17 protein-coding genes are annotated in these 18,325 nt (G+C 45.0%); 4 read left to right on the top strand and 13 right to left on the bottom strand.

The annotated features are described in order from the left end of the window. Window position 1: 1 nt before the first annotated feature. The 4 genes from LYZ37_RS21630 to coxB are packed head-to-tail and all read right to left on the bottom strand — an operon-like array spanning window position 2 to window position 4,281. The gene (locus LYZ37_RS21630) at window positions 2–886 is read right to left on the bottom strand and encodes a cytochrome c oxidase subunit 3 (RefSeq protein ID WP_239824876.1); all 885 of its coding nucleotides are present in this window, start codon (window positions 884–886) and stop codon (window positions 2–4) included. Continuing rightward, window positions 883–1,485, bottom strand: coding sequence for a cytochrome c oxidase assembly protein (locus LYZ37_RS21635; RefSeq protein WP_272787563.1), 603 nt, complete (start codon window positions 1,483–1,485; stop codon window positions 883–885). The genes LYZ37_RS21630 and LYZ37_RS21635 overlap by 4 nt, the downstream gene beginning before the upstream one ends. A 10-nt stretch (window positions 1,486–1,495) precedes the next feature. Beyond that, window positions 1,496–3,160 (bottom strand): cytochrome c oxidase subunit I, encoded by a 1,665-nt coding sequence (gene ctaD, locus LYZ37_RS21640; RefSeq protein WP_272787564.1) that lies wholly within the window; start codon window positions 3,158–3,160, stop codon window positions 1,496–1,498. Next, window positions 3,157–4,281: a cytochrome c oxidase subunit II gene (gene coxB, locus LYZ37_RS21645; protein WP_420794646.1), complete on the bottom strand. Its 1,125-nt coding sequence runs from the start codon at window positions 4,279–4,281 to the stop codon at window positions 3,157–3,159. Before coxB ends, ctaD begins: the two co-directional genes overlap by 4 nt. A 375-nt stretch (window positions 4,282–4,656) precedes the next feature. On the opposite strand from coxB, the gene LYZ37_RS21650 reads away from it, so the two are divergent. Further along, window positions 4,657–6,363 (top strand): phospho-sugar mutase, encoded by a 1,707-nt coding sequence (locus LYZ37_RS21650; protein WP_272788402.1) that lies wholly within the window; start codon window positions 4,657–4,659, stop codon window positions 6,361–6,363. Between the two features lie 56 nt (window positions 6,364–6,419). Here the strand turns inward: LYZ37_RS21650 and LYZ37_RS21655 are convergent, their stop codons facing one another. From LYZ37_RS21655 to LYZ37_RS21680, 6 genes are all read right to left on the bottom strand, one after another. Further along, window positions 6,420–7,118: a DsbA family protein gene (locus LYZ37_RS21655; protein WP_272787566.1), complete on the bottom strand. Its 699-nt coding sequence runs from the start codon at window positions 7,116–7,118 to the stop codon at window positions 6,420–6,422. Between the two features lie 9 nt (window positions 7,119–7,127). Continuing rightward, window positions 7,128–7,628, bottom strand: coding sequence for a protein disulfide oxidoreductase (locus LYZ37_RS21660; protein ID WP_272787567.1), 501 nt, complete (start codon window positions 7,626–7,628; stop codon window positions 7,128–7,130). Continuing rightward, window positions 7,628–9,736 (bottom strand): protein-disulfide reductase DsbD family protein, encoded by a 2,109-nt coding sequence (locus tag LYZ37_RS21665; protein WP_272787568.1) that lies wholly within the window; start codon window positions 9,734–9,736, stop codon window positions 7,628–7,630. Before LYZ37_RS21665 ends, LYZ37_RS21660 begins: the two co-directional genes overlap by 1 nt. A gap of 132 nt (window positions 9,737–9,868) precedes the next feature. Beyond that, a complete protein-coding gene (locus tag LYZ37_RS21670; RefSeq protein WP_272787569.1) occupies window positions 9,869–10,234 on the bottom strand; it encodes a hypothetical protein in 366 nt (121 codons plus the stop codon). Between the two features lie 83 nt (window positions 10,235–10,317). Then, the gene (locus LYZ37_RS21675) at window positions 10,318–10,737 is read right to left on the bottom strand and encodes a GNAT family N-acetyltransferase (RefSeq protein WP_272239374.1); all 420 of its coding nucleotides are present in this window, start codon (window positions 10,735–10,737) and stop codon (window positions 10,318–10,320) included. Window positions 10,738–10,803: 66 nt separating this feature from the next. Next, window positions 10,804–11,436: a LysE family translocator gene (locus LYZ37_RS21680; RefSeq protein ID WP_004749145.1), complete on the bottom strand. Its 633-nt coding sequence runs from the start codon at window positions 11,434–11,436 to the stop codon at window positions 10,804–10,806. A gap of 221 nt (window positions 11,437–11,657) precedes the next feature. On the opposite strand from LYZ37_RS21680, the gene LYZ37_RS21685 reads away from it, so the two are divergent. The 3 genes from LYZ37_RS21685 to LYZ37_RS21695 all read left to right on the top strand — a co-directional run bounded on the left by LYZ37_RS21685 (window position 11,658) and on the right by LYZ37_RS21695 (window position 13,595). Continuing rightward, window positions 11,658–12,482 carry an AraC family transcriptional regulator gene (locus tag LYZ37_RS21685; protein WP_239824883.1) on the top strand — a complete coding sequence of 275 codons (825 nt, stop codon included), beginning with the start codon at window positions 11,658–11,660 and terminating at the stop codon, window positions 12,480–12,482. Window positions 12,483–12,570: 88 nt separating this feature from the next. Further along, a complete protein-coding gene (locus tag LYZ37_RS21690) occupies window positions 12,571–13,290 on the top strand; it encodes an AzlC family ABC transporter permease (RefSeq protein ID WP_239824884.1) in 720 nt (239 codons plus the stop codon). Further along, complete coding sequence (locus LYZ37_RS21695) at window positions 13,287–13,595, top strand: AzlD domain-containing protein (protein WP_038204144.1); 309 nt, start codon at window positions 13,287–13,289, stop codon at window positions 13,593–13,595. Before LYZ37_RS21690 ends, LYZ37_RS21695 begins: the two co-directional genes overlap by 4 nt. Before the next feature lie 179 nt (window positions 13,596–13,774). Here the strand turns inward: LYZ37_RS21695 and LYZ37_RS21700 are convergent, their stop codons facing one another. From LYZ37_RS21700 to LYZ37_RS21710, 3 genes are all read right to left on the bottom strand, one after another. Next, window positions 13,775–14,389, bottom strand: a complete 615-nt coding sequence (locus tag LYZ37_RS21700) for a fumarylacetoacetate hydrolase family protein (RefSeq protein ID WP_272787570.1) — start codon at window positions 14,387–14,389, stop codon at window positions 13,775–13,777. 354 nt (window positions 14,390–14,743) lie between these two features. Then, a complete protein-coding gene (locus LYZ37_RS21705; protein ID WP_272787571.1) occupies window positions 14,744–15,793 on the bottom strand; it encodes a porin in 1,050 nt (349 codons plus the stop codon). A gap of 356 nt (window positions 15,794–16,149) precedes the next feature. Further along, entirely contained in the window at window positions 16,150–18,300 is a 2,151-nt protein-coding gene (locus tag LYZ37_RS21710; protein WP_272787572.1) for a TonB-dependent siderophore receptor, read from the bottom strand. Window positions 18,301–18,325 lie beyond the last annotated feature (25 nt).

Raw genomic sequence — 18,325 nt, forward strand, 5'->3', positions numbered from 1 at the left:
GCTAAAGCACGTAAACAAAGACGAACAAACACAACCACACCACATCAACAAAGTGCCAATACCAGCTGCCTGCCTGAAAGGCAAAATGGTCTTTAGGCGTAAAATGGTCTTTTGCCACTCTAGCCAGCAATATGATCAAAAATGTGGTTCCTAACAGGACATGCATGCCATGGAATCCGGTCAATAAGAAAAAGGTATTCCCATAAATTCCCGATTGAAGCGTCAAACCTAAATCTTGGTAGGCATGTGCGTACTCAACCCCTTGGTAATACAAGAAGAAACACGCCAAAACGATGGTAATTTCAAGCCAGACAATCAGAGCCATACGCTTGTTCTGCTCTAAACTGACATGCGCTAAGTGAAGCGTAATCGAAGAAGTGAGCAGGATAATGGTGTTGATTAATGGCAATCCTTGCCAAGGCATGGCATTGGTCGTGTCTCCACCTGGAGTGGTCGTTAAGGGCCATAAGGCTTCAAATGTCGGCCAGATAACCTCATGCGTCATGGCATTGTTTCCTGCCCCGCCAAGCCAAGGCACAGAAATCATACGTGCGTAGAAAAGAGCACCGAAGAAAGCGCCGAAGAACATGATTTCGGAAAAGATAAACCAGCTCATCCCCTGTCTATAAGAACGAGACAACTGTGCGGAATTCTTACCACTCATAGATTCTGTAATCACGTTACTAAACCAACCCGCGAACATATAGAGTAGAAAGAGAAAACCCGCGAGCAAAATCAGCTTACCAAAGACACTTCCATCCCCGCCTTCAGCCATGTTCTGTACCGTTAGGCCTGCACCAACAGCAATCAAAAACAATGCAACTGCGCCAACAATTGGCCAGCTACTTTGTGCGGGCACATAATAGGATTGATGTTTTGAACTCATTGTGTTGCTCCTTGCGAAGTCTCATCGGTTACCTTAGATGAAACGTTAGCTAACTCGGTTGAGATCGTTTTATCCGTGATGTCATAGAGGGTGTATGACAACGTCAGAGTATGAATAGAGTCTGGAATATCAGGCTCAATATAGAAAATCAGCGGCATTTCTGCTTTTCCATCGGCTTGCAAAGGCTGTTGATTAAAGCAGAAGCATTCAATTTTATTGAAATAGGTAGCCCCTAGCCCCGGTGAGACCGATGGCACGGCTTGGCCAACAATATCTTTGGAAGAGAGATTCTTGGCAAAGTAAGCGGTTTGAATCACTTCGCCGGGATGCACTTCCATTGAAGTTTGTGCAGGGACAAAAGACCAAGGAATCCCTTGATTATTGTGCGCCATAAACTCTACGCGAATAAGACGTGATGTGTCAGGAACCATACCTTGTGGTTGTAGCGCAGACTCTGTATTGGTTTTTCCGTTGATTCCTAAAGCTTCACACATCACGTCATATAAAGGGACAAGAGCAAAACCAAAACCAAACATGGCAACAACCGCAGCGCAAAGCTTCAGCGTAAGCTTTCTATTGGATTTAGCTTGCCCGTCCATAACAGTGCCCCTAATCCACTTTTGGCGGAGTTGAGAAAGTATGATGAGGAGCAGGGCTTGGCACCGTCCACTCCAGCCCTTCAGCACGATCCCAAGGTTTCGCCGAAGCCTTCTCACCACCTCTGATACATTTGATCACCAGCCACAAGAAAATTAACTGTGACAGACCAAAGGCAAAGCCCCCAATTGAGACTATTTGGTTAACGTCTGCAAATTGAATCGCGTAGTCTGGGATACGCCTTGGCATGCCTGCTAAGCCCAAAAAGTGCATTGGGAAGAAAAGCACATTGACCGAAATGACCGAGCACCAGAAGTGCCATAAACTCAACCTGTGGTCATACATGTTCCCCGTCCATTTAGGCAACCAGTAGTACGCCGCCGCCATAATCGAGAACACGGCGCCCGAGACCAACACATAGTGGAAATGTGCCACCACAAAATAGGTATCGTGGTACTGAAAATCAGCGGGAACAATCGCGAGCATCAGCCCTGAGAAGCCGCCAATAGTAAATAAGATGATAAACGCAATAGCGAATAGCATCGGCGTTTCAAAGGTCATCGCCCCTCGCCACATGGTTGCTACCCAGTTAAAGACCTTAACACCCGTCGGCACCGCTATTAACATTGTGCAATACATAAAGAAGAGTTCGGCGAAAACCGGCATACCCGTGGTAAACATGTGGTGCGCCCAAACAAGAAAGGACAACAGCGCGATACTACAAGTTGCGTAGACCATCGAGTGATAACCAAACAGCTTTTTGCCACTAAAGGCTGGAATAATCGCAGAGACAATGCCAAATGAGGGCAAGATCATTATGTACACTTCGGGGTGACCAAAGAACCAGAAGATATGCTGGAACATCACAGGGTCACCGCCGCCTGCGGCATCAAAGAACGAGGTGCCGAAATACTTATCGGTGAGCACCATGGTGACAGCCCCCGCGAGTACGGGCATTACGGCTATTAATAGGAAAGCCGTGATCAGCCAAGTCCAAACAAACATTGGCATTTTGAACCATGTCATCCCTGGAGCACGCATATTCACAATGGTCACAATCACGTTGATTGCTCCCATGATCGAGCTGATCCCCATAATATGAACCGAGAAGACAAACAACGCGGTACTGTCAGGTCCATAGGTCGTCGAGAGTGGCGCGTAGAAAGTCCAACCAAAGTCAGGACCGCCGCCTTCCGTAAATAGCGAAGCAATCAGAATGGCAAAAGCGAAAGGAAGAATCCAAAAGCTAAGGTTGTTCATTCTAGGCAGAGCCATATCTGGCGCGCCGATCATCATTGGGATCATCCAGTTCGCTAGCCCAGTGAAAGCTGGCATCACTGCACCAAACACCATGATCAAACCATGAACGGTTGTCATCTGGTTAAAGAACTGCGGTTCAACTAATTGCAATCCCGGTTGGAAAAGTTCGGCGCGAATGATCATTGCCATCGCACCACCAGTTAAGAACATGATGAAACTAAACCAAAGGTAAAGCGTCCCAATGTCTTTATGGTTCGTCGAGTAGAGCCAACGCGTTATTCCCTTGGCTGGCCCATGATGGTCATGATCATCAGCATCAACTGCAATCGTGCTATTGGCGCGGCTGATATCGGCATCAGTAGCTGGCGCTGATTTGGTTTTGTCTTCTACGATCGAATCAGGTTTGGACGTTTTCATTGTCCCTCCTTAGACGCCTTAAGCTGGTTAACATCTGATGCTTGAACTAGATCACCCACACTGTTGCCGAGACCATTTCGTTGGTAGGTCACCACTGCAGCAATCTCTTTATCTGTTAGCTGGTTAGAGAATGCTTGCATCGCTGTACCCGAACGACCATTGACTACAATATCAATGTGCGAAGAGACATCGCCCGTTGCGACTTTACTGGCAGTAATGGCTGGGAATGCTCCGGGGATACCAGCACCGTTCGCTTGGTGACAAACCGCGCATCGATCGAGATACACTTTTTCGCCAACACTCATTAACTCATCCAAAGATAAAGAGGCGGTGAGTGAGGCTGCGGCTTCCTGCTTCGCTTTCTCTAATTCTGCTTTCTTTGCAATCAGCCACGCGTCGTATTTATCTTCTTCCATCGCGTGAACCACAATTGGCATGAAGCCATGAGCGCGACCACATAACTCAGCACACTGACCACGATAAACACCCGGCTTGTCTATTCGAGTCCAAGCCTCGTTAATAAATCCTGGGATGGTATCTTTCTTCACCGCAAAGTCCGGCACCCACCAAGAGTGAATAACGTCATCTGCCGTCATCAAAAAGCGTACTTTACGGTTGATCGGTAACACCAACGGGTTATCCACTTCCAATAGATAATGCGCGCCCTTTTCCTCGATGCCATCAATCGCTTTTTGGCTAGTTGCGAGCAAACTGAAGAATTCGACGTCTTCACCGAAATAGCTGTAATGCCACTTCCATTGCGAACCCGTGATTTTGATTGTCAGATCAGATTGAGAAGTATCTTCCATCGCGACCAAGGTTTTGGTTGCGGGAATAGCCATTAAGACGAGGATAATGATCGGAATAACGGTCCAAATCACTTCCACTTTAGTACTTTCATGGAAGTGTGCCGCTACCGCTCCTTTAGATTTGCGGTGGTGATACATGGAGTAAAACATCGCCCCAAACACCACAACCGCAATGGCGCAGCAGATATAAAATATCAGCATATGCAGGTCATAAACCTGCTCACTGATATTGGTGACTCCCTGAGTCATGTTGTAGGCACTTTCTTCTGCTCGTGCAGAAGCAGTGATGCAAATTAACAAAACACTACTCAATCGCCACAGTAACAACTGTAAACTTTTCAAAAGACCTCTCCTCTACCAGAGTCATCAACCGTGATGCGGGTACTTAGTCTTTGCATTGAGCCTACATCTGCAAGAAAGTACCAATCAGCCTTTGGACTTGGAAAATTCCTTATAACCAGTAAATTTCATGTAATTTGTTATATTTATGTTAATAAACGTTAGTTGGCGTTTCTAAATTGTGCAAGAAAGTCCTATTAGAAATGGTGACTAGGCAGAGCATAGAAAGGTTTAGCGATTGCGCTCTAGTAAATGATAATCAATATCAATTAAAATCAAACTAAATTCAGGAAATAACATAGACTTAAGTTAGATATCAACTTGAGACATGAAGAAGGTAAAAACATCATGATGGAACAAGTGACGCGTTGGTTAGAGAAAGATCCTGACCCACATACAAGAGAAGAGCTTCAACACCTAATCGATGAACAAGCATTTGATGAACTCGACGATCGCTTTAGCCAACGTCTGGAATTTGGTACTGCTGGCCTACGAGGCAAAGTCGGTTGTGGCCCAAACCGAATGAACCGTTTAGTGATTCAAGAAACCGCAACGGGCCTTGGTCACTATCTTGTTGAACAAGTTAAAGATGCAAAAACACGCGGTGTTGTGATTGGTTATGATGGTCGTACAGACTCTAAGCAGTTTGCTCACGATACAGCTTCTGTTCTTACATCTCTTGGGATTAAGGTTTTCCTAACCCACGCAGTAGCGGCAACACCAATTGTTGCGTTTGGCGTTAAGCACTTTAATGCAGCGGCAGCTGTTGTGGTTACAGCGAGCCACAATCCACCAGAATACAATGGCTTTAAAGTGTACTGGGAAAATGGCGCGCAAATCATCCCGCCACATGATTCAGGTATTGCAGCTGAGATTGACGTTGCAGCGACTAAGCCAATACCACTAATGGCTTTAGATGATGCAGAGAAGCATGGTTTACTTGTCTGGCTAAAAGAGGATTACTACGAAACTTATCGCCAGACGATGAATAACAATCCACTCTTGGCTAACCATACTGCGCCTAACGATATCGCTATCGCATACACCGCTATGCATGGCGTTGGGGCAAACATGGCGCAAACCCTACTCAACGACGCGGGCTTTAATCACTTCTACAGTGTTGCAGAGCAAAGTGAACCAGACGGCACTTTCCCTACCGTCAACTTCCCGAACCCAGAAGAAGCTGGGGCGATGGATATGGTCATGGCATTGGCTAAACAACACAACGCAGACATTGCTTGTGCCAATGACCCAGACGCAGACCGATTTGCTGTCGCTGTACGCAAGTCAGATGGTGACTATCAGATGCTGACTGGTGACCAAGTGGGCACTTTGTTTGGTCATTATCTCTTGTCACAAACAGAGGCGAGTAAACAACTTGTCGGCAATACCATTGTTTCATCCACTTTGTTAAACAAGATAGCCGATGCGCACGGTGCCACTTACTTCCAAACACTGACTGGCTTTAAATGGCTAACTAATGTGGCAATGCAAAAGCAAAGCGATGATCAGCAGTTCCTATTTGCCTATGAAGAAGCATTAGGTTACACGGTAGGGAACAAAGTCTGGGATAAGGATGGTCTATCCGCTCTGGTTGCCTTTGCGCAATTGACCGCCGAGCTAAAAAGCCAAGGAAAAACCATTTGGGATCAACTAGAAGCCATCTATCGTCAGCACGGTATGTATCTGAATTCACAACGCAGTATTGCGCTTGATCCTAAAGCACCACCTGTAGGTGATAAGCTCAGGGCTAATCCTCCGACTATGATTGCGGGTAGTAAAGTGGAAGTGACAGAAGATCTTAAATCACTTACCAAGCACTTTGCTGATGGTTCAACTCAATCCATCGACCTGCCAGCAAGTGACGTACTTATCTATCACCTATCATGTGGTGCACGAGTGATCGTTCGTCCTTCAGGAACAGAACCGAAATTGAAGTGTTACTACGAAGTGATCGAGAAGTTTGAAGATTCTGATAGCTTTGAACACGTACTGGATAAGGCGTCAGAGTCTATGGGAATGCTGATTTCAGAACATCAGCATAGTTTGCTTTAATACATTAAAGAGCTCTATAAATAAAACCCCATACCTATTGGTATGGGGTAGAAAACCTAAAGTTGCTCTTTAACCACTTCTTCAAGTTGCTGATAAGGCACATAACCTGGAATTACTTGTTCACCCATGATAAGTGCTGGCGTACCTCTTAAACCTAAACCAGTAAACATGGCATAGTTGTTTTCTAACTGCGCCTTTACCTCATCACTGACATTCAGGTGCTCCGTCGTCCCAGTTTTTTGCGCAATCTTCATTAAAGATGCGGCATTATGTGTGCCCGGTTTTGACACCAATAAATCGTGTACTTGCTGGTAGTTGTCACGATCTTTTTGCCAAACGTTAAGCGCGTAAGCGGCCGAGTTCACCGAAGAGCTACCTTCTTTAAGCGGTACATAGAGATTCACCACTTTGATTTGCGGGTAATCTTTCACGAGCTTATCTAGCTCCACATCCAATTTCTTACAGAATGGGCAGCTGTAGTCGGTCACGTTGATGATCGTGAACTCCCCGTTTTCTGCACCCATAAATGAGTGGTTAGGATCGTTAAGGTAGTTTTGGCTACTCTCTAGTAGGTGAGTAAACTGCTGTTGCTGCTTGATATACATTCCTAGGCTTTCATGTAGTCCATCGACAACCTGCGGGTTTGCCTCAAGCATCTCTACAATCTCAGCAATCTTTTGATCTTGAGGTGCTGCCAATGCTGGAGCAGTAAAAAGAACGCTTGTAGCCAGCGCTAACGTAAGTTTATTGAACATAGTAAATTCCTAATTGTTTAACCAAAGACGTGCAAGTAAGCCTGGCGGAGTCGTAATGCCAGTCGTGATTGATTCGATTTTGCCGTCTCTGACAATGAAAATGGTTGGTGTCACTGAGATGCCCCACTGCTTAAACAGCTGAGAGTTCTCGTCGTTGACGTTGGTAAATTGATAATCATGTTTTTGCTTGAATGCCTCAACACGCAAGTCTGTTCCAGAGGCTCCTGAGACCGCGACCACAGGGTAGTATTGACTCACCCAATCAACGGTAGGACTGACAAACTTACATACCGGACACCAAGTTGCCCAAAAATAGATAACGACCGGGGTTTGGTAACTCATCTCGATCACATCAACTGGGTTTCCCTTTTCATCCACTGTGACTAAGTCCGGCGCCATTTCCGTCGGTACATCTTGGGCATGATAGAGATCAATTGCAGTGGTGATCACAATCGCGAATAGCAAAAACTTTGATATTTCTTTGAGCCAGTGAAGCGGTCTTATCTTCATTAACCCGCCTCCCCACTCGCTTGCTTAAGCGCTTGTGTGACCGATTCATCGGTTAATATCACAGGCAGTGGAATGCCTTGAGGCGCATTAGGTCCATAGACAATATTAAACGGCACACCAAATCTGCCATTGGCTCGAAGATAATCCGTTACTAGGCCATCAGGGTGAGTCCAGTCACCTTGGATAGGTGTGACATTCGGATGCTGAAGTGCTGAGTAAACGGGATCTTGTAAGATCACGCCAATCTTGTTCGCTTTACAGGTCACACACCAGTCTGCTGTCACGTTAACAAACACAGTATTGCCATTAGCTACTGACTCAGTAATGGCTTCATTCGATAGCCTTACCCACGGCAAATCTTCAGGTAAAGGCGTTGACCAATGATCCGCCGTCATACTTCCAATCACTAGCCCGCCAGCGAGCAGCAGTAAAGATGCGCCACCAGAGATGACAAACGCTTTATCGCCATAAACCTTTTTGATGCGCATAAGCACGACGACCAACGCGGTGACTGCTAGAACAATGACCCAGAACACTGGAAGGTGGTTGGCGAGCAAGTAAAGCAGCCAAACGCTAGTGAGAAGCATCATCATACCAAATAGCAGCTTAACCTTATTCATCCAAGCACCCGGCTTAGGCAGGTAAGAGGCAAGTCCAGGGAACAGTGCCACCACTATCCAAGGTAAAGCCATGCCTAGCGCAAGAGCAGTAAAGATAACTAACATATCTACTGTGCTAGCCGCTAATGCAAATGCTACCGCCGTCCCTAAGAAAGGTGCAGAACATGGCGTCGCTAGTAGCGTGGCAAACATACCTTGCAGATAGTGCCCTACATAAGAGTCATCTCCTTTTGAGGCAAGCCATGTATTGGTGTTCGACGATAGCCTAATTTCAAACAAACCAAGCATATTGGCACCAAACAGAGCCGTTACTGCCACCATAAAACCGATAAACCAAGGGCTCTGGAACTGAATACCCCAGCCAATGGCACTACCAGAGAACTTCAAAATCAGCAGAAATGCCGCCAACAGCCAGAACGAAGTCAAAATGCCTGCTGAAGAAGCAAGAAACTGCAAGCGCACTTTTCGGCGCTCTATACCTTGGGCGCTGATGACACCGCTCAACTTCATCCCCAATACAGGGAGTACACATGGCATCACGTTGAGAATCAGGCCGCCCAGTAAGGCAAAACCCATCATCTCAACCAAAGAGAAGCTTGGTATTGGTGCAGACACGAGGCCTTTTGTCACTTGCGCGGCTTGTTCCGCGATAAAATCCGTATCCTTAATGGTCACATCGACGGATTGTTCGCTTAGATTGATGTCACCAAGCCATGTCGATACATCAAACACTGCGACAAGTTTTTCTCCCTCAATTTTAAGATGATTGAGCGCATAACTGTAATCACTGATCGCCTCTACTCGACTATCTACAATAAGTTCGGGTGTATCCCAGCCTAGTGGTTTTATTAAAGTCACTTGAAGCTGATTAGTCGAACTATCCCAAACTGCACTTTGCTCTGAAATCAAAGGGGATGCTTTAGGCACCTGACTGATCGCTTGAGCATGCTGGTACATAGCCTGTTCTGAGACGACCAACTCACTCGGTATAAAGTCCAAGCTAAATGGATAATCGGTCAGTACACAGATGGTGGTACATGAAGATAACGTCAGCTTAGCATCGAGACTCACAGGCTTGTTAAAGTCTTCGACGTGCAGTGTCATTGGGATAAAGGTATCCCCTTTGTAACCAAGAGTGTTGATACCGAGTAGGTTGAACTGCTGCGGGTAAGGCCAATGCCAGTCAACGGATTCCAGATTAGAAGAGCCCTGCCATGAAATACTTGGCGCGATGCCTCCTTCACCTGGCGAGCGCCAATAGGTTTTCCAGTCACCTTCTAAAGCAACTTCGAGAAAACCTTCGACAGTTTTATCTGTAGGGTTTACTTGCCCTGTCACGACAAAGCGAGTTTTTGCAGGAGGATGATCCGGATTAACCATCCACCCCGTCTCAACCTGCGCAAATGCTAAGGTCGAGAAAAGCACACTGCTCAGCATAAGAAAAAAGCTCAGCAGACTAAAAGGTGCAAATCGAGTTTGTTTTATCATTGTTGTGTCCAATTGAAACCAATCTAATAAATAGATACTCAGATATCTATTCTGGTTGGTATATGCCCCTCAATGGGGGAATAACAAATACGAGCTATCGCTGGCTATAATTCAAGCCAGTAACGAATTTGTTTACTCTCGGAACACACAAAAAGTGAGATGAAGACGGGATTTGGGGACTATAGGTTCAGTAAACTGAGGAGAAGCCTGCCTAGTGGAAACAAGCCAAGCAACAATCACCAACAGCGCGACAAAGAATGAAACCACGACGTGATCAAGATTAACCTTGGCACTGCTTAATAGCTTCTCTGTTAAATCACACTGCTTGCTTATGTCTGGCAATTGATCGGTAACGTGAGTGCTATCTGCAAGAGAAGCATACTTGTACTCGCACACCGTTAGCATGCCTGAATTTTGCGTAAGACAAATAGCAAACACCCAGCCAATTAGGGCTAGAGTGATTTTTGCAGATTGTGTCGTAGCAAAGTTTTTAAACATACTGTGCGAGTTACTCACGATTTTAAGCCAGAGATTATGACAACCCCAAACGCCAACATTGTTAGTTTAATGTGAGAAGTCTCTTAGACAATTTTCTTTTGTAAGAAAATCTTATCAACGCCCGCGGTTGGAAACCCCGTATAACGTCCAACTTCTTCAAATCCTAATTTGGCATAAAAACCCGGAGCTTGAAAGCTGTAGGTATCAAGATATAAATCTGTCACGCCTAAAGCACTTGCTTCAGATTCGATGCGTTCCATGAGCAGTGAACCAATGCCAGACTTTCTTTCACGCTCATCCACCCAAAGAAACTCGACAAACAGCGTATTGGTAAATATTTCGCCCGTTAGACCACCAGCGAAATTACCCTCATCATCTTCTATGTAGCAAGCGAGACTCTGAATGTCCTCATCAGGGAAGTGCTGCATGTTGAATGCTTTCAAACCATTGTAGATAACATCTTTAATGTTCTTTGGCGGGTTAAGTACAAACTGAACATTCATAGGCGATCCTTCCTTGTTTCCATATAGATCAAAAAAGGCCAGCAAACGCTGGCCTTCTTAAGTCGGTTAGCTCGCAAATGAGCTTAACATCCAAATCGCTAACACGACAAATATCAGCCCCATAAACTTATGCTGATATGTTCTAAATTTAGCGTTTTCGAGTAGCGGCTTACCTAACGTTCCCACTAACGCCACCAGCAATAGGTTGAACAAGAGACCTAATACATTCAGTAGCAAACCCAGTGCTAACATTTGTTCGCCAGAACTTGCGGTAATATTACTGGAAACAAATTGAGGCAAGAACATCACAAAAAACACGAGGGCTTTAGGGTTGAGTAAGTTGCTTACCAAGGCTCTTTGGTAAAAAGTAGTCGCGACCTTGTTTGAGCCATCCATTTGAGGCGCATCAGCGGCACTTGCTCGAATACAGTCCCAGCCCATTTTTAGCAAGTAAGCCCCACCTAATAAGTGCAACGCTTTTAGCGCAATCGGGCTCATGGCTATCAGTGCAGAAACACCGAGTGCAGCAAGCAGAGTTAGGATAATCCCTGAAGTGGCGTTACCTAAGCTAGCAAAGATGCCCACTTTACGACCGTAGCTCATACTTGAACTGGCGATAAGCAACATATCCGGACCAGGCAACAATAAAAGTGCAACAACAGCGGTCAAGTAAACCGGCAGCACAGAAATATCAATCATGGTTATAATTTTAGAAAAGCAAAAAAGGCGGCATTTTAGTCCAACAAAAGCAATTTATCCACCACAAACAATAAATAGACAATCACAAAAATAGATTAAATGACTTTTGCAATTGTTAATAAAATGAACATCTATTTGAGCAATTTTGTACAAAAATAACTAAGGCCTATAAGCTAGACTGTGAGATCCGTAATATAGACATTAGAGCGCAAGGAAAGCTTATGGCGAAAGGCAGTAAAGAATCAGCCAGTTTTCATTTAGCCAATGAGCTAGGTGGGCTTGAATTGTTAGATGCGAAATATACGCATCAGAATTTCTCTCGTCATAGCCACGAGGGCTATACCATAGGTGTGATTGAGAAAGGGGCACAACGATTTTATCGCACTGGAGGTAATCACATTGCCCCACAAGACAGCATCATTTTAGTCAATGCAGATGAGGTCCATAACGGCCAAACGGCGACTGAAGGGGGCTGGGAGTACAAGGCCATGTATCCTTTACCTGAGCAGTTTGCGCAGCTTACAGAAGGACTCTCATCTGGCTCATCCATCCCTTACTTTCCTGAGCCAGTCGTTTATGATCCAGAACTCGCACAACAATTACGCTTAGTGTTTGACACTTTAGCCCAATCAGACAATAAGCTGCTTAGGGAAACATTGATCTATGGCACCTTAGTCAAACTCGTTTCGCGTCATAGCAAGTCGAAACTCGATTGGGAGCCGAAGACACGCAGCCAGCGCCAATTGTTGTTAGTTAAAGAATTTTTGGACGATTTCCCACAAGCAGATGTCAGCCTTGAGGATTTATCCAAGCTGGCGGGACTCAGCCCTTATTATCTCACGCGTAGTTTCCAAAAAGAGTTCGGCCTACCGCCACACGCCTATCAGATCCAAGCCAGACTCAGGGTAGCAAAACAACTACTTCGCCAAGGACTTAAGATTTCAGATGTTGCTCAGGAAACGGGTTTTCACGATCAAAGCCACTTCCATAGGCATTTCAAGCGTGCTTTAGGTGTCACGCCCAAACAGTTTATCGGCAAAGCATAGAGCGACAAAACCAGCAATTTTGTACAAGCCGATAGTACAGCCGTGTGAGTTAATACGACCATTATCCATCACACTAAAAACAATAATTATGAATACCATGACCTTCGAACAAGACAGACAACTCAGCCACTCTCAACTCTTTTGGCAAGGTACCCTTGCAATGGTACCACTCAGTATTGCCGTTATCCCTTGGGGACTCCTTGCAGGTTCATTTGCCATAGAATCTGGATTAACCGTAGTGGAGAGCCAAGCTTTATCAGCCATCCTCTTTGCAGGATCTGCTCAGCTCGTCGCAACCGGGATGTTTAAAGCTGGCGCAACACTCGCCACTATGCTGCTCGCAATATTTTTTATCACTTCTAGGCATTTACTCTATAGCGTCTCAATGCGAGATAAAGTAAGCCCGCTTCCACTCAGGTGGAGGCTCGGCCTCGGGTTTCTTTTAACGGATGAACTGTTTGCCATTTGTGGTCAACAATCTGAAAAACAGTTTAATCGCTGGTACGCATTGGGAGCAGGATTGAGCTTTTATTTGTGTTGGAATCTCGCCACGCTTGCAGGCATTGTTGCAGGAAGCTATATCCCAGCTTTAAATGAATTAGGATTAGAGTTTGCTGTCGCAGCGACGTTCATCGCTATTGTCGTTCCCAACGTGAAATCTTCTCCGGTACTTCTTGCGGTCGCCGTTTCATTGGTCACGTCAGTCATTTGCTATGCCCAAGGAATCGAGTCAGGGCTGATGATCGCCAGCGTTGCAGGCATGCTTGCTGGCTACTTTGCCGAATCGCTAAAGGGAGATAACCAATGATTATGCTGTCTATTCTAGCGATGACTGTGTTGGTTTTTGCGAGTCGATATCTTTTCTTAGAACCGCGCTTACCTTTAAGGCTCAACCCTCAGGCTCAGCGACTACTGAAATACTCTAGCCCTGCCGTGTTGACCGCAATTTGGGCACCAATTGTCTTTATGCCAGAAAAGCAGCTTTGGCTCTCGGCAGGTAACCCTTATTTGATTGGTGCACTCATTGCGGCGTTTTTAGCTTGGAAAACCAAGAATGTTCTCTTAACAACCTTGGTCAGCATGGTGGTGTTTCTGTGCCTAAAACTGCTCTAGCCAAACAAGGCTGCGAGTAGGAGCAAAACAACCGCCATTATCGCCACGCACTTAACAAGTAGACCGACATTGTTGCTTCCACCTTTAGGCGCTTGGTTACAACACCCCATAATAAAAACCTCCAATTGAACTCTCTATTGGAGGTTAATCCTTGACCTAGGGGCAGAGTAAAGCGTTAATTATTGAGCAACCCACTCAATCTCTATCAGCGTTTTGTCACCGGACTTTAATCGAGCTAGGAACACATCGTCGGCATGCACTTCACCTACACCTTGTGGGGTACCGGTCATAATGATGTCACCATCGCACAAGGTGGTGTAACTCTTGATCTCTTCAACAATCACTGCTGGCGAATAAATCATTTGTTTCACCGAGCCTTTTTGAACACGGACACAATTGATAAACAGTTCAATTTCTAACGAGTCTATCTCTAACCCCACTAACGGAACAAAACGACTAAACACCGCTGAGCCATCAAAAGCTTTTGCGCGCTCCCAAGGTAAGCCTTTTTCTTTTAAGCGAGATTGTAGATCGCGCTTGGTTAGATCGAGTCCAACACCCACCGCAGACAATTTGCCCTGCTTAACGATAAAGCAGATTTCGCCTTCATAGTGGAGCCGCTCTTGATGAAAGGAAATCAGGTTAGAGGAAATCGAGGATGGCGGTTTGGAGAACACCACCATTTGCTCAGGAACAGAATTGTTCAGCTCTTGGATATGTTCTAAATAGTTACGACCAACACATAGAATCTTGCTTGGCTCAACCACAGCCTCTCCAAGTTTTACTGAACTCATGCCACCATCCCTGACCTAATTTAAGAAGCTAGCATTCTAAGCTAAGTGGCTAATAAAAAAACGATTTGGTTTCAAAATTAAGAACTCATACCCAATATTACTGAGGGGTCATACCAATCAGGATAAATAGATGAACAGATAATTGCGCAGGAAAAATCGCTTAGAGCAAGGCATAGATTGCAGATAGCTAGTTGCTCTACCTACAAAATCTATAACACAGCTATCAGCGATTTTAACCAGCAAGAATGACCAGATATTTGTTCTGGTTGGTATAACTCACCAGAATAGAAAAACGCCTATCCAATCCCGAATAGGCGTCAACACGATACATGTGTTAAGGCAGTAGATTCTTAATTATAGGAAGTAACGTGCACCAAATGTCCACTTATCTTCATCTTTGGTTGATGGGTCATCATCACCAAGATCAAACTGGTAACCTGCGAATCCAACTAGGTTTGGAGTGAAGCTGTATTCAGCTTGCACCGCGCTCTGACTAAACTCTTTAGCTTTAGCCGCAGTCGATGAAGTTTTACCTTCCACTTTTTCGTAGTTTGCGCTCAAATTAAGGCCATTGCCTAACCCATATGCGAGCAAGGCTTCATACTGATTAGACTCATAGTAGCTTTTGTAGAAGTTTTTATTGTCGGCATAAACAAGCGCACCATAGATGCCATCACCGTAACTACCATATTTAAGCGATACGGCATGGGACTTCGCTTTGGTGTTATCTACATCACCGCTGTTATATACGTAACCTAATGAAGCGCCCATAGCAGAAAAAGAAACCGCCACTTGACCTCGGGCATCATACTCAGCGGTAGTTCGAGTTGTAGTCACCAATGAACCAACTAGAGCTTCCGTATCCGTAGTATCTGTATGTTTACCTTGCCACCCTAAACCAAGGCTCAAAGACATGTCTTCTGCCAATGATAGGCTATTGCGGTACGTGACCATCTTGTCACCACGCGCTGTAGCAAGATTGCCGTGATTTGAGTACAAAAAGTCATTAGCGAACGCAATTGGCATGTCCGCTACACCAGCGACATCATAGTACGGTGCCCACTGAGTACCAAACGCAATTCGCCCTGCTTGCTCGTGGCTCGCACCGATGTAACCGAGACGAGTAGTAAATGAAGTATCACCACCACCTAGGTAATTCAGTGCCCATTCACCTTTAGCATCGACTGTAATTCCGTTGCCTAGATCTTGCGTTCCCCCGACGTTTAGACGAGGCGATACCTGGTGAACTTCGACTTCTTTACTAGAGCCATATTCACCGATGCCTACATCAACATAACCACCGAGAGAAAGAGTTGAACCTTCGCTGTTGTAAATTTCTGCTGCGAAAGCGTTAGTACCACATGCTGCTGCCGCGATAGAGACGGCTAATAATTTAATGTTCATAACGTATGTCCGTATTGGGTTTAACCACGTTCGAATTAGTGCTCTAAGACTAAAAACTGCACGAACACCTAAAACGTAGTAGGTAAAACTCAAAAATGAAGTGCAACTAAGCACTTATGAACAGATAAAACTTGTCACAACGTAACTCTGAAAATTATCAATGAGCCGTAAGCATTTGTAATATTTATCATTTAAGTGAACATATAAGGCAAAAATCATTTATACGATCAAGTTCACACTTTTATAAATTCGTACGGAACTTTTCCCAAAAAATTAAAGTCCCCCAATAATTGGTTATCCAACTATTGAGGGAATTTCAATGTTTGCTGAGCAATACAGCTGAGTTATGAGTGCAATTAGAAGTCGTATTTAACGTTCAACTCTAAACTTTGCTCTGCGCCAAACCAACAGTTCGTCTTATCGAAACAGGAGTAGTACTCTTTATCAAATACGTTATTCACAACTAGGTTTGCTTGTGCGCCAGAAAGAGCCTCGCTCATGTTGCCAAGTTCATAGCCCAATGACAGATCAACCACGGTGTAAGATGGCACTTTACCTTGCGTGTTTGATGCATCCATCTGCATTTCACCCATGTAGCGAGCACCACCACCAAATCTCATTCCAGACAATACGCCTGAATAGACGTAGTAGTTCGTCCACAGAGTCGCACTGTGCTCAGGAACATAAATCGGCGTTGTTCCGACTAAGCTCTGGTCAAGCGCCTCTTTCACTTTCATATCTATGTAAGTGTATGACGCCTGAACATCCCAGTTTTCAGTTATGTCTGCACGTCCTTCTAGTTCTAAACCTTGCGAACGAACTTTACCAACTTGGATTTTATCTCTATATGTTGGGTCGGCTGGATCGGCAACGATGCTGTCATTCTTCGTAATATTGAAGTAAGAAGCAGTGAGGCTTTTCGACATGTCTGGTGACATGTACTTAATACCCACTTCAAACTGTTCGCCCGTTTGCGGTTTAAATGAATTGCCTTTGGAATCTGTGCCTGCAGCCGGCTCAAAGCTAGTCGCAAAGCTTGCAAACGGTGATACGCCGTTAGCTAACTCATACAGGGCACCAACTCGGTAAGAGAACTGATTGTGGTCAGATTGATCTTTACCGTCATAAGCTGGAAGGCTACTAACCTTATTGTCACTTGACTTAAACAAGTCATAGCGCCCCCCAGCAAGCAGTACTAGATTGTCATAGCGCATCTGATCTTGGAAGTAGAAACCCATCTGCGTATACGAGATATCATGGTTCTCTTTATATGTTTCACGAACTTGGCCACGATCAAGCAGATTGTTGTTCGGCTTGTACGCATTAAATCCGTCAAAACTTGTATTTCCAGCATAGGTTTTATAGAGAGAATCCCCTGTCAAATCTTGGTAATCGAATCCAATCAATAAGTTATGTTCCCAGTCACCGAGGTTAACAAGCCCAGACAGTTGGTTATCAATCACATAGCTTTTTGAACTTTCTTTTGTGCTGTAGAGAGTTCGCTTTAGATTCCCTGTCGAGGCATTAAAACCCGTTCCTACGTGATAAGTATTCTCTTGGTAAAGAGAGGCATCCATATAACGTGCATTCTGTAAGAATGACCATCCATTGCTAAACTCATGGTTAATTTTGTAGCCAAGCATAAACACGTCACGCTCAAACTTGCTCCAGTTCTCATCGCCCATTGACACTGATGGAGAGTGCATCTTTAACACTTCCAGTGGCATGGATGAGTTAATACCCATGGCAGGATCTTTCTGGTAGTACATGTTGAAATTAATCAATGTACGATCAGTGACTTGCCAATCTAGTGATGGCGCAAAGACATAACGCTCCTCTTCAGCGCCATCAACTTGGCTATCTTGCTTACGCGCTAGAGCAACCAATCGGTATGAAAAGTCGCTATCAGCAATCTGACCTGCTGAATCGATAGAAGCTTCGACTAGATTACGCGATCCTGTCGCTATGCCTACTGAAGTGCGATCTTCCACTTGTGGATTTTTCGCAATGATGTTCACCATCCCACCTGGTGGCATTGAACCGTAAAGCACAGATGTCGGCCCTTTAAACACTTCGATTTGCTGAATGGCAATTGGATCAATCTGAGGCTGTAGGTTCCAACCAGGTAAATAAGGTAATACCAGACCGTCGTAGTAACTCAGGTTGTTTGTATTGAAACCTCGGATAGAGAAGTTGTCATACATGGTGACTGCCGCACCTTTTTGTTCAGTGACCACACCCGGTGCGTAACGCAATGCTTGAGAGACCGATTTAACACCACGTTGTTCGAGCAACTCCCCTTCAATGACCGTTATACCTTGCGGGGTTTCTTCAGGCTCTAAAGCTGTTTTGGTTGCGGTATTACGATAAGCTTTGCCCATTACCGTAATGGTTTCGAGTTGGGTTGTGTCTTGATTTGTCTCGTCCGCTGCTAAAACTGGAAGTGAAAAGGCGGCTAGCAGCGCTAATGAAAGAGTTGAGCGCTTAAAATAGGTTGGAGTTGTCATGATTCCCTCAAATACCAATGCTTTT

The sequence above is a fragment of the Vibrio tubiashii genome, assembly GCF_028551255.1.
In the GTDB taxonomy this organism is placed as follows: domain Bacteria; phylum Pseudomonadota; class Gammaproteobacteria; order Enterobacterales; family Vibrionaceae; genus Vibrio; species Vibrio tubiashii_B.